The organism is Streptomyces sp. CMB-StM0423 (assembly GCF_002847285.1).
GTDB lineage: Bacteria > Actinomycetota > Actinomycetes > Streptomycetales > Streptomycetaceae > Streptomyces.
In genome coordinates, this window is sequence record NZ_CP025407.1 from 7,129,155 (window position 1) to 7,143,654 (window position 14,500).

Below are 14,500 nucleotides of genomic sequence, written 5' to 3' on the forward strand. Positions count from 1 at the left end.
CCGACCCGGGGGCCGCCCGGGCCCCCGGCTCCTCCGGAGAGCCTGCCCGGTCGGCGTTCTGCCCGGTCAGGGGCCTGGTCAGGCGGTTGCCGGGTGGTGAGGGCGCGACGGCAGATACCATGGCAGTTCCGGGGATCTCCCCGTGGGCCGTCCACCGTCAAGGAGTGCTCTTGCCAGACGAGGCTCATCGGTCCACCGCCGCCCCGCCCGAGAAGCAGCGGCAGTCCGGCGCGGAGGACCGCCCGCTGCCCGCCCGGGCCGCCGAGAACGGCTCGGGACGCCGGACCGCGCCGCCGGAAGGGCGGACGCAGCCGGCCACTCCGGCGCGCGTCGAGCCCGCCTCGGGCCACGGCGGCGGGCAGGCCGGCCGCGGCGGCTCCCCGAGCCGCGTGCGCGCCCGGCTGGCGCGCCTCGGCGTACAGCGGCAGAGCCCGTACAACCCGGTCCTGGAGCCGCTGCTGCGGATAGTGCGCGGAAACGACCCGAAGGCCGACTCCTCGACGCTGCGCCAGATAGAGCGCGCCTTCCAGGTCGCGGAGCGCTGGCACCGCGGCCAGAAGCGCAAGAGCGGCGACCCGTACATCACCCACCCCCTGGCCGTCACCACGATCCTGGCCGAGCTGGGCATGGACCCGGCCACGCTGATGGCGGGGCTGCTGCACGACACGGTGGAGGACACCGAGTACGGGCTCGAGGACCTGCGCCGCGACTTCGGCGACCAGGTCACGCTGCTGGTCGACGGCGTCACCAAGCTGGACAAGGTCAAGTTCGGCGAGGCCGCGCAGGCGGAGACCGTACGCAAGATGGTCGTCGCCATGGCCAAGGACCCCCGGGTCCTGGTGATCAAGCTCGCCGACCGGCTGCACAACATGCGCACGATGCGCTACCTGCGCCGCGAGAAGCAGGAGCAGAAGGCGCGCGAGACGCTGGAGATCTACGCGCCGCTGGCCCACCGGCTGGGCATGAACACCATCAAGTGGGAGCTGGAGGACCTCGCCTTCGCGATCCTCTACCCGAAGATGTACGACGAGATCGTCCGCCTGGTCGCCGAGCGCGCCCCGAAGCGGGACGAGTACCTGGCCGTCGTCATCGACGAGGTGCAGCAGGATCTGCGCAGCGCCCGGATCAAGGCGACCGTCACCGGCCGCCCGAAGCACTACTACAGCGTCTACCAGAAGATGATCGTGCGCGGCCGCGACTTCGCCGAGATCTACGACCTGGTGGGCATCCGCGTCCTCGTCGACTCGGTCCGCGACTGCTACGCGGCGCTGGGCACCATCCACGCGCGGTGGAACCCCGTCCCCGGACGGTTCAAGGACTACATCGCGATGCCCAAGTTCAACATGTACCAGTCGCTGCACACGACGGTCATCGGACCCGAGGGCAAGCCCGTCGAACTGCAGCTCCGCACGTTCGACATGCACCGCCGCGCCGAGTACGGCATCGCCGCGCACTGGAAGTACAAGCAGGAGGCGACCGGCGGCGCCGCCCGCCAGCAGGGCGCCGGCACCCGCAGGGGCAGTAAGTCCGAGCAGGTCAACGACATGGCCTGGCTGCGGCAGTTGATCGACTGGCAGAAGGAGACCGAGGACCCCGGCGAGTTCCTGGACGCGCTGCGCTTCGACCTGTCCCGCAACGAGGTCTTCGTCTTCACGCCCAAGGGCGACGTGATCGCCCTGCCCGCCGGCGCGACGCCCGTCGACTTCGCGTACGCGGTGCACACCGAGGTCGGGCACAAGACCATAGGAGCGCGGGTCGGCGGCCGGCTCGTATCGCTGGAGTCCGCGCTCGACAACGGCGACACCGTCGAGGTGTTCACCTCCAAGGCGGCCGGCGCGGGCCCCTCCCGGGACTGGCTGAACTTCGTCAAGTCGCCCCGCGCGCGCAACAAGATCCGTGCCTGGTTCTCCAAGGAGCGCCGGGACGAGGCCATCGAGCAGGGCAAGGACGCCATCGCGCGGGCGATGCGCAAGCAGAACCTGCCGATCCAGCGGATCCTCACCGGCGACTCGCTGGTCACCATCGCGCACGAGATGCGCTACCCCGACATCTCCGCGCTCTACGCGGCGATCGGCGAGGGTCACATCTCCGCGCAGAACGTGGTGCAGAAGCTGGTCCAGGCGCTCGGCGGCGAGGAGGCGGCCACCGAGGACATCGAGGAGACCGCGCCGCCACTGCACGGCAAGACCCGCAAGCGCCGGGCGGTCAACGACCCCGGCGTGATCGTCAAGGGCGTCGACGACGTGTGGGTCAAGCTCTCCCGCTGCTGTACGCCGGTGCCCGGAGACCCGATCATCGGCTTCGTCACCCGCGGCAAGGGCGTCTCCGTGCACCGTGCCGACTGCGTCAACGTCGAGTCGCTGTCGCAGCAGCCCGAGCGGATCATCGAGGTGGAGTGGGCGCCGACGCAGTCGTCGGTCTTCCTCGTCGCCATCCAGGTGGAGGCGCTGGACCGCTCCCGGCTGCTCTCGGACGTCACCAGGGTGCTGTCCGACCAGCACGTGAACATCCTGTCCGCCGCCGTGCAGACCTCCCGCGACCGGGTGGCCACCTCGCGCTTCACGTTCGAGATGGGCGACCCGAAGCACCTGGGGCACGTACTGAAGGCCGTACGGAAGGTGGAGGGCGTCTACGACGTGTACCGCGTCACCTCCGCCCGGAACAACTGAGCGCACCCGCCGCCACCGTGCCCGTACGCGACCGGGCCCCCGCCGCACGGCGGGGGCCCGGTCACGTACCGGCTGGTGTCAGCCTTCCCGGCCCTCTCAGCCGCCGAACTCCCGCAGGCCCTTGAGCGCCTGGTCGAGCAGCGCCTGCCGGCCCTCCAGCTCACGGGCCAGCTTGTCGGCCTTGGCCGCGTTGCCCTGCGCCCGCGCCTGCTCGATCTGCCGGTGCAGCTTGTCGACGGCGTCCTGCAACTGCCCCGTCAGCCCCTCGGCGCGCGCCCGCGCCTCCGGGTTCGTACGGCGCCACTCGGCCTCCTCCGCCTCGCCGATGGACCGCTCCACGGCGTGCATCCGGGCCTCGATCTTCGTCCGGGCGTCCCGCGGCACGTGCCCGATGGCCTCCCACCGCTCGTTGATCGAGCGGAAGGCGCCCCTGGCGGACTTGAGGTCGGTGACCGGCAGCAGCTTCTCCGCCTCCGCCACCAGCTCCTCCTTGCGCGTCAGGTTCTCGCGCTGCTCGTGGTCGCGCTCGGCGAAGACCTCGCTGCGGGCCTGGAAGAAGACGTCCTGCGCGCCGCGGAAGCGGGACCACAGGTCCTCCTCCTGGTCGCGCTGCGCACGGCCGGCGGCCTTCCAGTCCGCCATCAGCTCGCGGTAGCGGGCGGCCGTCGGCCCCCACTCGCGGGAGCCGGAGAGCGCCTCCGCCTCCTCCACCAGCTTCTCCTTGCGCCGCCTGGCCTCCTCGCGCTGGGCGTCGAGCGACGCGAAGTGCGCCTTGCGGCGCTTGGAGAACGCCGAGCGCGCGTGGCTGAAGCGGTGCCACAGCTCGTCGTCGCTCCTGCGGTCCAGCCGCGGCAGACCCTTCCAGGTCTCCACCAGCTCCCGCAGCCGCTCGCCGGCCGCGCGCCACTGCTCGCTCTGCGCCAGCTCCTCCGCCTCGGCGACCACCGCCTCCTTGGACTCGCGCACCTCCTGCTGGTGCTTGTTCTTGGCCGCCTTGCGCTCCTCCTGACGGGCGCCGACGGCCTCCACCAGCCGGTCGAGCCGCGCCGTCAGCGCCTCCAGGTCACCGACCGCGTGCGCCTCCGAGACCTGCGCGCGCAGGTGCTCGATGGCGGTGCTGGCGTCCTTGGTGGACAGGTCGGTGGTCTGCACCCGGCGCTCGAGGAGGCCGATCTCCACGACCAGGCCCTCGTACTTGCGCTTGAAGTAGGCGAGCGCCTCCTCGGCCGAGCCCGCCTGCCAGGAGCCGACGACTCGTTCGCCGTCGGCGGTACGCACGTACACGGTGCCCGTCTCGTCGACCCGGCCCCATGGGTCGCTGCTCACAGCGCCTCCTCACATGACGCCCCGCGGGCCCGGCAGCCCGGCGGCGTCTTCCACAGTTGTCTGCGGCCGGAAAGGGGATGGGGTACCGGATCCGGCCGATCCGGCGGCGGGCGAAAGCGACTGCCGCCGGCACCCCCGCACCTGCACAACGCCAACATAGGCGAACGGCGGGCCGGCTGTCCGCATCCCGCGCGAGACCAATCCCGTAACGACGCGGGGCCGGCCGTGGCTCAGCGGTCGGTCTCCTGCTCCTTGGTGCCCTCGGTGACGGTCGCCTTGTCGATGACCACCGTCGCGTTCGGGGCGGTGTTGCCCGTCTGCGGGTCCTGCGGCTGCGCGCCGGCCTCGGCGATGGTCTTGACCGTGGCCGTGCCCTCGTCGGTGAGCTGACCGAACGGCGTGTAGTTCGGGGGCAGCGGGCTGTCCTGGTAGACGAGGAAGAACTGGCTGCCGCCGGAGTCCTTCTGACCGGTGTTGGCCATCGCCACGGTGCCCGCGGGGTACGTCCCGCCCTTGACCGCCTTGTCCTTGAGGTTCTCGTCCGGGATCGTGTAGCCGGGGCCGCCCTGGCCGGTGCCGGCCGGGTCGCCGCACTGCAGCACGAAGATGCCGGACTCCTGACCGGTCAGCCGGTGGCACGGGCTGTGGTCGAAGTAGCCCTCGTCGGCGAGGAAGCGCATGTTGTTCACCGTGTGCGGCGCCTTGCCCGCGTCCATCTCGATGCCGATGTCGCCACAGGTGGTCGACAGCGTCATCGTGTACGTCGCCGAGTCGTCGATGCCGAGCTTCGGCTCCTTCTTCCACGTCTTGTCCGACGGCTTGCCCTTCTCCGGCTTGCCGCAGGGGTCGTGCGCCTTCTCCGGGCTCGCGCTGGGCGCCGCGGCGTCGTCCTTCTTCTTGTCGTCGTCGTCCGACCCGAAGCCCGTGGCCGCCGCGACCGTGACGGCGGTGATCACCACCACGAGCGGGGCGGCGATGATCGCCGCGAGCTTCCGGTTGTGCTTTCTGCGGTCGGCGCGCCTGCGCTGCTGCCGCTCGTACTTGTCCCGGGCGAGCTGCCGCCTCCGCTGGTCCCTGCTGACCACCGCGTCTTCTCCCTCAAGTCGCTGCCACACGCGTTCGTGGACCGGAATTCCGTGTGCCGTACCGTATATCGATTCGCTGCCGGATGAGGAGCGCCGGTAGTCTCGGTACGGCCGCAATTCCGGGGCCGCCGCCGGCCGTGCGGCTCCCGGCGGCGGCACACATCCGACGAGATCCGACAGGTGAAGGACGATCGTGCTCATTGCCGGGTTCCCCGCGGGCGCATGGGGCACCAACTGTTATCTCCTCGCCCCGGCCGCCGGGGAGGAGTGCGTGATCGTCGACCCCGGGCACCGGGCGGCGGACGGCGTCGCGGAGGCCGTCGCCAAGCACCGGCTGAAGCCGGTCGCAGTGGTGCTCACCCACGGGCACCTCGACCACGTCGCCTCGGTGATCCCCGTCTGCGGCGCCCACGACGTGCCCGCCTGGATCCACCCCGCCGACCGGTACATGCTCGCCGACCCGGAGAAGGCGCTCGGCATGGCCGTCGGGGCGCCGCTGCTCGGCGACCTGACCGTGGGCGAGCCGGACGACGTGGCCGAGCTCGCCGACGGCGCCGAGCTGGAGCTGGCCGGGCTGAGCCTCACGGTCGCGCACGCGCCGGGCCATACCAAGGGGTCGGTGACCTTCCGGCTGCCCGAGCAGCAGGATGTGCCGCAGGTCCTCTTCTCGGGCGACCTGCTCTTCGCCGGCTCCATCGGCCGCACCGACCTGCCCGGCGGCGACAGCGCCGAGATCCTGGAGTCGCTGGCCCGCGTGTGCCTGCCGCTCGACGACTCGACCGTGGTGCTCCCCGGGCACGGCCCCCAGACCACCATCGGACGCGAGCGCGTCGGCAACCCCTTCCTGCAGGAGCTGGCCGCCGGCCGGGCGGGCGGCCCGGCCGCCCCGCTCCGCCACCAACGACGAATGTGACGACACCCTCCGTGAGCACTTCACCGGCCTTCAAGGCCCCCAAGGGCACCTACGACCTGATCCCGCCGCGCTCCGCGGCCTACCTCGCCGTCCGCGAGGCGTTCGCCGCGCCCGTGCGCCGTGCCGGCTACGGCTACGTCGAGACCCCCGGCTTCGAGGACGTGCGGCTCTTCGCCCGCGGCGTCGGCGAGTCCACCGACATCGTGACCAAGGAGATGTACACCCTCATCACCAAGGGCGGCGACGAGCTGGCGCTGCGCCCCGAGGGCACCGCGTCCGTGCTGCGCGCGGCGCTGGAGAGCAACCTGCACAAGCAGGGCAACCTCCCGGTCAAACTCTGGTACTCCGGTTCGTACTACCGCTACGAGCGCCCGCAGAAGGGCCGTTACCGGCACTTCTCCCAGGTCGGCGCCGAGGCCATCGGCACCGAGGACCCGGCGCTGGACGCCGAGTTGATCGTCCTGGCCGTCGACGGCTACCGCGCGCTGGGGCTGACCGGCTTCCGGCTGCTGCTCAACTCGCTCGGTGACCAGGAGTGCCGGCCCGCGTACCGGACCGCGCTCCAGGACTTCCTGCGCGGCCTCGACCTCGACGAGCCCACCCGCGAGCGGATCGAGATCAACCCGCTGCGGGTGCTCGACGACAAGCGCCCCGAGGTCAGGGCCCAGCTCGACGCCGCGCCGCTGATGCGCGACCACCTGTGCGAGGCGTGCAAGGCGTACCACGAGCAGGTCCGCGAGCTGCTGACCGCCGCGGGCGTCGCGTACGAGGACGACCCCCGGCTGGTCCGCGGCCTCGACTACTACACGCGCACCACCTTCGAGTTCATCCACGACGGCCTCGGCGCGCAGTCCGCCATCGGCGGTGGCGGCCGCTACGACGGGCTGTCGGAGATGATCGGCGGCCCCGCGCTGCCCTCGGTGGGCTGGGCGCTGGGCGTGGACCGCACGGTGCTGGCGCTGGAGGCCGAGGGCGTGGCGCTGGACCTGCCCGCGACCACCGACGTGTACGCGGCGGCGCTCGGCGAGCAGGCCCGCAGGACGCTCTTCGGGGTGGTCACCGAGCTGCGCAGGGCCGGGGTCGCGGCGGACTTCGCGTTCGGCGGCAAGGGCCTGAAGAACGCGATGAAGTCCGCCGACCGCTCCGGCGCGCGCTTCGCGCTGGTGGCGGGGGAGCGGGACCTCGGCGAGGGCGTGGTGCAGCTCAAGGACCTGGGCAGCGGCGAGCAGCGGGCGGTCGGGCTGGCCGAGGTCGTCGGCGAGCTGCGGAAGCTGCTGGCCTGACCCCCGCGGGTGGCGCGGTGACGGGTGGATTTACGCCGGTCGAATGCGCGGTCGGGCATCGTTGACCCCTGCCGGTGGATGGCCGGAGGGTCACCGGCCGATCACCGGTGCACCGGTGCCCGATCGCCCTGGGTTGCGGCACAATGAACTGCCGCCACCGAGCCGAGCCCACGGAAGCAGAGATGACCACGACCGCAACGAGAACGGCCCCGTCCCAGCACGAGGACCCGCCCGATTCCGGACTGATCGGGTCGGGCCGACCGTTCGCCTGGCTGCTGGTGATCGGCGGCGTGCTGGGTCTGGTCGCGTCCGCGGTGATCACGCACGACAAGATGAAGCTGCTGGAGGACCCGAACTACGTCTCGGCCTGCAGTCTGAACCCCGTCCTGTCGTGCAACAACATCATGAAGAGCTGGCAGGCGACGGTGTTCGGGTTCCCGAACCCGTTCGTCGGCTGGATCGCCTTCCCGATGCTCGTCGTGATCGGCGTCGGCCTGCTGTCCGGCGCCACGCACCGCCGGTGGTGGTGGACCGGGCTGTGGGCGGGCTCCCTCTTCGGGGTCGGCTTCGTCACCTTCCTCCAGTACTCGTCGCTGTACAAGATCGGCTCGCTGTGCCTGTGGTGCTCGCTGGTCTGGGCGGTGACGATCCTGATCTTCTGGTACACCACCGTGCACAACGTCAAGACCGGCGTCTTCCCGGTCTCGGCGCGGGTGCGCGAGACGGTGCTGGAGTTCAACTGGGTGGTGCCCGTCCTCTGGTACGGGATTCTGCTCATCCTGATCGGCATCCGCTGGTGGTCGTACTGGAAGACGCTCCTTTGAGCGCTGTCAGTCCGGTGGCATAGGGTCGGAAGCGTGGAGCCCGACCTGTTCACCGCAGCGGCCGAGGAGCGCCAGGAGAAGGATCCCGGCAGCTCCCCGCTGGCCGTCCGGATGCGCCCGCGCAGCCTCGACGAGGTCGTGGGCCAGCAGCACCTGCTCAAGCCCGGCGCGCCGCTGCGCCGGCTCGTCGGCGAGGGCGCCGGCGGCCCGGCGGGCCCGGCGTCCGTGCTGCTGTGGGGCCCGCCCGGCACGGGCAAGACGACTTTGGCGTACGTGGTCAGCCAGGCCACCCAGAAGCGCTTCGTGGAGCTGTCCGCGATCACCGCGGGCGTCAAGGAGGTCCGCGCGGTCATCGAGGGCGCCCGCCGCGCCGCCGGGGGGTACGGCAAGGAGACGGTCCTCTTCCTCGACGAGATCCACCGCTTCAGCAAGGCCCAGCAGGACTCGCTGCTGCCCGCGGTGGAGAACCGCTGGGTGACGCTGATCGCGGCCACCACCGAGAACCCGTACTTCTCGGTGATCTCCCCGCTGCTCTCCCGCTCGCTGCTGCTCACCCTGGCGCCTCTCACCGACGACGACGTGCGGGGGCTGCTGCGCCGGGCGGTCGCCGCCGAGCGCGGCCTCGGCGGCGCCGTGACGCTGCCCGGGGAGTCCGAGGAGCACCTGCTGCGCATCGCCGGCGGCGACGCCCGCCGGGCGCTCACGGCGCTGGAGGCGGCGGCCGGGGCGGCGCTGGCACAGGGCGAGGCGGAGGTGTCGCTGCCGACGCTGGAGGCGGCGGTGGACCGCGCCGCCGTGGCGTACGACCGGGACGGCGACCAGCATTACGACGTGGCGAGCGCCCTGATCAAGTCCGTGCGCGGCTCGGACGTGGACGCGGCGCTGCACTATCTGGCGCGCATGATCGAGGCGGGCGAGGACCCGCGGTTCATCGCCCGCCGGCTGATGATCTCCGCCAGCGAGGACATCGGCCTCGCCGACTCCTCGGCGCTGCAGACGGCGGTCGCGGCGGCCCAGGCGGTGGCCATGATCGGCTTCCCGGAGGCGGCGCTGACGCTGGCGCAGGCCACGGTGGCGCTCGCGCTGGCCCCGAAGTCCAACGCGGTGACGAAGGCCATCGGCGCCGCGATGGACGACGTACGGGCCGGGAAGGCGGGCCCGGTGCCGGCGCATCTGCGGGACGGGCACTACAAGGGTGCGGAAAAGCTGGGGCACGCGCAGGGGTACGTGTATCCGCACGACATACCGGGCGCCATCGCCGCCCAGCAGTACGCCCCGGACGCCCTCGCCGGCCGCAGGTACTACGAGCCGACGCGGTACGGTGCGGAGGCGCGGTACGCCGAGGTGGTCGAGCGGGTGCGGGAGCGGCTGGCGGGCGGGGGCCGGGACGGCTCCGCCCGGGGCGACGAGCGGGACTGACCCGCCGTGCGCGGCCGGCCGGCCGCCTGGTGATGCGGATCACGGTGCCTTGCCGCCGGGAATGCCCGAAATCGCGGGCGCGTTTTTCGAGGTAGGAGCGCGAAAGCGCCGACATCGCTTAAGGTAAGCCTTGCCTAACTTTCCTGAGGAGGACGGAACCACGTGAACCAGCCGCGCCCCAAGGTCCGCAAGTCGCGGGCCCTCGGCATCCCGCTCACCCCGAAGGCAGCCAAGTACTTCGAGAGCCGCCCGTACCCGCCCGGCATGCACGGCCGCGGCCGGAAGCAGACGAGCGACTACAAGGTACGGCTGCTCGAAAAGCAGCGCCTGCGCGCGCAGTACGACATCAGCGAGCGCCAGCTCGTCCGGGCGTACGAGCGCGCCAGCAAGGTGCAGGCCAAGACCGGTGAGGCGCTGATCGTCGAGCTGGAGCGCCGGCTGGACGCGCTGGTCCTCCGCGCCGGCCTGGCCAGGACCGTCTACCAGTCCCGGCAGATGGTCGTCCACGGCCACATCGAGGTCAACGGCCGCAAGGTCAACAAGCCGTCCTTCCGGGTTCGCCCCGACGACGTGGTGAAGGTCCGCGAGCGCAGCCGCGAGAAGTACCCGTTCCAGGTCGCGCGCGAGGGCGGCTACGCGACGGACGGCGAGACCCCCCGCTACCTGGAGGTCAACCTGCCGGCGCTCGCCTTCCGGCTGGACCGGGAGCCCAACCGCCGCGAGATCCCCGTCATCTGCGACGAGCAGCTCGTCGTGGAGTACTACGCCCGCTGACGGCCCCGCCCCGCGGGCGCACGGAACGTACGCGGAAGTATGCGCAACGTACAATCCGCTCGCGCAACTCCCCAGTGCACGGGGGTTAATCCGGTACGGCGCTGTCGGTCCGGCGCGATAGGGTCGGAGCCTGCCCTGGCAGCGCAACACCCCGTCGACTCGCCCGGCGAGCAGCCCTGAAGGAGCGGTGCATCGTGTCCGGTGGAGAGGTGGCCGGCATCCTCGTGGCCGTCTTCTGGGCCATCCTGGTCTCGTTCCTGGCCGTGGCGCTCTTCCGGCTCGCCCGCACGCTCCGCGCGGCGGGCGAGTTGGTCACGCGCGTGACCGAGGAGGCCGTCCCGCTGCTCGCGGAGGCCGGCGCCACGGTCCGCTCGGCCAACACGCAGCTCGCCCGGGTCGATGCCATCGCCTCCGACGTGCAGGAGGTCACGGCCAACGCCTCGGCCCTGTCCTCCACCGTCTCCACCGCATTCGGCGGCCCCCTGGTGAAGGTGGCCGCGTTCGGGTACGGGGTGCGCCGTGCGCTCGGCCGGAACCGCGGCCCGGCCGCGGACGACGGCGACGTGATCGTCGGCGGCCCGGTCCGCGGGCCCGCCGCGAGTGCGGCGCGGGGCGCCGGGGCCGCGGGCGCCCGGGTGCCCGCCGCCCGCCGGGGCTTTTCCGCCAGGCGCAGAAAGGGCTGAGCAGCATGTTCCGTCGGACCTTCTGGTTCACGACCGGTGCGGCCACCGGAGTCTGGGCCACCGTCAGGGCGCAGCGCGCGATGCGCCGCGTCTCGCCGGAGGGCATCGCCGCCACGGCGGCCAACCGCGCCGTCGACACCGGCCGCCGCGCGCTGCTCTTCGCCCAGGACGTGCGTGCCGCGATGGCCGAGCGCGAGGGCCAGCTCAACGACGCCCTCGGGCTCAGCCCGCGCAGCCGCCCCGCGGAGCTGCCGGGACAGCGCGCCAAGGCGCAGCTCGAACGGAAGGCCGCGCGGCGCCGCCCCGGCGACCGCGGCCCGTACCACCGCAATCGCAACCTGAAAGAGGACCACTGATGGAGTCGGCCGAAATCCGCCGCCGCTGGCTGCGCTTCTTCGAAGAGCGTGGGCACACCGTCGTGCCGTCGGCGTCGCTGATCGCGGACGACCCCACGCTGCTCCTCATCAACGCGGGCATGGTCCCCTTCAAGCCGTACTTCCTCGGCGAGGCCACCCCGCCGTACAAGCGCGCCACGAGCGTGCAGAAGTGCATCCGCACCCCGGACATCGACGAGGTCGGCAAGACCACCCGGCACGGCACCTTCTTCCAGATGTGCGGCAACTTCTCCTTCGGTGACTACTTCAAGGAGGGTGCCGCCAGCCTCGCCTGGGAGCTGCTCACCAGCTCGCAGGACGCGGGGGGTTACGGTCTTCACCCCGAGCGCCTGTGGATCACGGTCTACGAGGACGACGACGAGGCCGAGCGCATCTGGCGCGACGTCGTCGGCGTGCCCCCGGAGCGCATCCAGCGCCTGGGCAAGGAGGAGAACTACTGGGACATGGGCGTGCCCGGTCCCTGCGGCCCCTGCTCCGAGGTCAGCTACGACCGCGGCCCCGAGTTCGGCGAGGCCGGCGGCCCCGCCGCCAACGGCGAGCGCTACGTGGAGCTCTGGAACCTGGTCTTCATGCAGTACGTGCGCGGCCCCGGCAAGGGCAAGGACTACCCGATCCTCGGCGACCTGCCCCAGCAGAACATCGACACCGGCCTCGGCCTCGAACGCCTGGCGATGATCCTGCAAGACGTGCACAACATGTACGAGATCGACACGTCGCGCGCCGTCATCGACAAGGCCGAGGAACTGACCGGCGTGCGCTACGGCGTCGCCGACCACTCGGACGTCTCGCTGCGCGTCGTCTCCGACCACATGCGCGCCTCCGTCATGCTCATCGGCGACGGCGTCACCCCCGGCAACGAGGGCCGGGGCTACGTGCTGCGCCGCATCATGCGCCGCGCCGTGCGCAACATGAAGCTCCTCGGCGCCGACCGCCCCGTCGTCGGCGAGCTGGTCGACGTCGTCATCTCCACCATGGGCGAGCAGTACCCGGAGCTGGTCGCCGACCGCAAGCGCATCGAGTCCGTCGCGCTCGCCGAGGAGGCCCGCTTCCTCAAGACCCTCAAGGCCGGCACCAACGTGCTGGACACCGCCGTCACCGAGGCCAAGTCCGCCGGCTCCGGCGTGCTCCCCGGCGACAAGGCGTTCCTGCTTCACGACACCTGGGGCTTCCCGATCGACCTCACGCTGGAGATGGCCGGCGAGCAGGGGCTGACGGTCGACGAGGACGGCTTCCGCCGGCTGATGAAGGAGCAGCGGGACCGGGCCAAGGCCGACGCCGCCGCCAAGAAGACGGGCCACGCCGACCTGTCCGCGTACCGCGAGGTCGCCGACTCCGCCGGTGCCACCGAGTTCACGGGCTACACGGCCACCGACGCCGAGTCCACCGTCGTCGGCCTGCTGGTCGGCGGCGTGGCCTCGCCCGCCGCCACCGAGGGCGACGAGGTCGAGGTCATCCTCGACCGCACCCCCTTCTACGCGGAGGGCGGCGGCCAGCTCGCCGACACCGGCCGGATCCGGCTCGGCTCCGGCGCCGTGGTCGACGTGCGCGACGTACAGCAGCCGGTGCCCGGCGTCAGCGTGCACAAGGGCGTCGTCCAGGTCGGCGAGGTCACCGTCGGCGAGCCCGCGCAGGCCGCCATCGACGTGAGCCGCCGCCGCGCCATCGCCCGCGCCCACAGCGCCACCCACCTGACCCACCAGGCGCTGCGCGACGCCCTCGGCCCGACCGCCGCCCAGGCGGGCTCGGAGAACGCCCCGGGCCGCTTCCGCTTCGACTTCGGCGCGCCCGCCGCCGTACCGGGCGGCGTCCTCGGCGACGTCGAGCAGAAGATCAACGAGGTGCTCGCCCGCGAACTCGACGTGCACGCCGAGGTCATGTCGATGGAGGACGCCAAGAAGCAGGGCGCGCTGGCCGAGTTCGGCGAGAAGTACGGCAACCGGGTGCGCGTCGTCACCATCGGCGACTTCTCCAAGGAGCTGTGCGGCGGCACCCACGTGCACAACACCGCCCAGCTCGGCCTGGTCAAGCTGCTCGGCGAGTCCTCCATCGGCGCCGGCGTGCGCCGGGTGGAGGCCCTGGTCGGCGTTGACGCGTACAACTTCCTGGCCCGCGAGCACACCGTGGTCCACCAGCTCACCGAGCTGCTGAAGGGCCGCCCGGAGGAACTGCCCGAGCGGATCTCCGGCATGCTGGCCCGGCTGAAGGACGCGGAGAAGGAGATCGAGAAGTTCCGCGCCGAGAAGGTGCTGCAGGCCGCCGCGGGGCTCGCCGAGGGCGCCAGGGACGTCGGCGGCGTCGCGCTGGTCGCCGCCCGGGTGCCGGACGGCACGGCCGCCGAGGACCTGCGCAAGCTCGTCCTGGACGTACGGGGCCGGATCCCCGGCGACCGGCCGGCCGTCGTGGCGCTCTTCTCCGTCGCGGGTGGCCGCCCGGTCACCGTGATCGCCACCAACGAGGCTGCCCGCGAGCGCGGTCTGAAGGCCGGCGACCTGGTGCGTACGGCCGCCAAGACGCTCGGCGGCGGCGGCGGTGGCAAGCCCGACATCGCCCAGGGCGGCGGGCAGGACCCGCAGGCCGTCGGCGAGGCCGTGGCCGCGGTGGAGCGGGGCGTAGCGGAGGCCGCCTGATATGGAACCGCCGCCGGAGGGCCGGACGATCCGCCGCGGGCGCAGGCTCGCGGTGGACGTCGGCGACGCCCGGATCGGGGTCGCGTCCTGCGACCCCGACGGGATCCTCGCCACGCCCGTGGAGACCGTGCCGGGCCGGGACCTGCCGGCGGCGTTCCGCAGGCTCGCCGCGCTCACCGAGGAGTACGAGCCGCTGGAGGTGCTCGTCGGCCTGCCGCGCTCGCTGCACGGCGGCGAGGGCCCCGCGGCCGCCAAGGTCCGCGGCTTCGCGGAGAAGCTGGCGCGCCGCGTCCACCCCGTGCCCGTACGGCTCGTCGACGAACGCATGTCCACGGTGACGGCCGCGCAGAACCTGCGTGCGGCCGGGAGATCGAGCCGCAAGGGCCGATCGGTGGTCGACCAGGTGGCGGCCGTCGTCATCCTCCAGAGCGCGCTGGAAGCCGAACGGGCGTCAGGGGCGGCGCCGGGTGAGAGCGTCGAGGCGGCCCTGTGATCGCGATAC

The 14,500-nt window shown here is 72.2% G+C and carries 12 protein-coding genes; 10 read left to right on the forward strand and 2 right to left on the reverse strand.

The window, feature by feature from the left end; translation table 11 throughout:
• Positions 1 to 170: 170 nt before the first annotated feature.
• Positions 171 to 2,669, forward strand: coding sequence for a RelA/SpoT family protein (locus CXR04_RS31070; protein WP_101425526.1), 2,499 nt, complete (start codon positions 171 to 173; stop codon positions 2,667 to 2,669).
• A 96-nt stretch (positions 2,670 to 2,765) separates the two neighbouring features.
• Here CXR04_RS31070 and CXR04_RS31075 read toward each other — a convergent pair whose 3' ends face one another.
• The gene (locus tag CXR04_RS31075) at positions 2,766 to 3,995 is read right to left on the reverse strand and encodes a DUF349 domain-containing protein (protein WP_101425527.1); all 1,230 of its coding nucleotides are present in this window, start codon (positions 3,993 to 3,995) and stop codon (positions 2,766 to 2,768) included.
• 230 nt (positions 3,996 to 4,225) lie between these two features.
• Positions 4,226 to 5,080, reverse strand: a complete 855-nt coding sequence (locus CXR04_RS31080) for a peptidylprolyl isomerase (RefSeq protein ID WP_101425528.1) — start codon at positions 5,078 to 5,080, stop codon at positions 4,226 to 4,228.
• Positions 5,081 to 5,273: 193 nt separating this feature from the next.
• Between CXR04_RS31080 and CXR04_RS31085 the strand changes: the two genes are divergently transcribed.
• The 9 genes from CXR04_RS31085 to ruvX all read left to right on the forward strand — a co-directional run bounded on the left by CXR04_RS31085 (position 5,274) and on the right by ruvX (position 14,491).
• A complete protein-coding gene (locus tag CXR04_RS31085) occupies positions 5,274 to 5,993 on the forward strand; it encodes an MBL fold metallo-hydrolase (protein WP_101425529.1) in 720 nt (239 codons plus the stop codon).
• Entirely contained in the window at positions 5,990 to 7,276 is a 1,287-nt protein-coding gene (hisS, locus tag CXR04_RS31090) for a histidine--tRNA ligase (RefSeq protein WP_101425530.1), read from the forward strand. The genes CXR04_RS31085 and hisS overlap by 4 nt, the downstream gene beginning before the upstream one ends.
• A 182-nt stretch (positions 7,277 to 7,458) precedes the next feature.
• Positions 7,459 to 8,100 carry a vitamin K epoxide reductase family protein gene (locus CXR04_RS31095; protein WP_101425531.1) on the forward strand — a complete coding sequence of 214 codons (642 nt, stop codon included), beginning with the start codon at positions 7,459 to 7,461 and terminating at the stop codon, positions 8,098 to 8,100.
• Between the two features lie 33 nt (positions 8,101 to 8,133).
• The gene (locus CXR04_RS31100; RefSeq protein WP_101425532.1) at positions 8,134 to 9,519 is read left to right on the forward strand and encodes a replication-associated recombination protein A; all 1,386 of its coding nucleotides are present in this window, start codon (positions 8,134 to 8,136) and stop codon (positions 9,517 to 9,519) included.
• Positions 9,520 to 9,681: 162 nt separating this feature from the next.
• Positions 9,682 to 10,293 carry a 30S ribosomal protein S4 gene (rpsD, locus tag CXR04_RS31105; RefSeq protein WP_101425533.1) on the forward strand — a complete coding sequence of 204 codons (612 nt, stop codon included), beginning with the start codon at positions 9,682 to 9,684 and terminating at the stop codon, positions 10,291 to 10,293.
• Positions 10,294 to 10,487: 194 nt separating this feature from the next.
• A complete protein-coding gene (locus CXR04_RS31110; protein WP_101425534.1) occupies positions 10,488 to 10,976 on the forward strand; it encodes a DUF948 domain-containing protein in 489 nt (162 codons plus the stop codon).
• A 5-nt stretch (positions 10,977 to 10,981) separates the two neighbouring features.
• Positions 10,982 to 11,332 carry a DUF6167 family protein gene (locus CXR04_RS31115; protein WP_101425535.1) on the forward strand — a complete coding sequence of 117 codons (351 nt, stop codon included), beginning with the start codon at positions 10,982 to 10,984 and terminating at the stop codon, positions 11,330 to 11,332.
• Positions 11,332 to 13,998: an alanine--tRNA ligase gene (alaS, locus tag CXR04_RS31120; RefSeq protein WP_101425536.1), complete on the forward strand. Its 2,667-nt coding sequence runs from the start codon at positions 11,332 to 11,334 to the stop codon at positions 13,996 to 13,998. Before CXR04_RS31115 ends, alaS begins: the two co-directional genes overlap by 1 nt.
• A gap of 1 nt (position 13,999) precedes the next feature.
• Positions 14,000 to 14,491, forward strand: a complete 492-nt coding sequence (gene ruvX, locus CXR04_RS31125) for a Holliday junction resolvase RuvX (protein ID WP_199850568.1) — start codon at positions 14,000 to 14,002, stop codon at positions 14,489 to 14,491.
• The last annotated feature ends 9 nt before the right edge of the window (positions 14,492 to 14,500 follow it).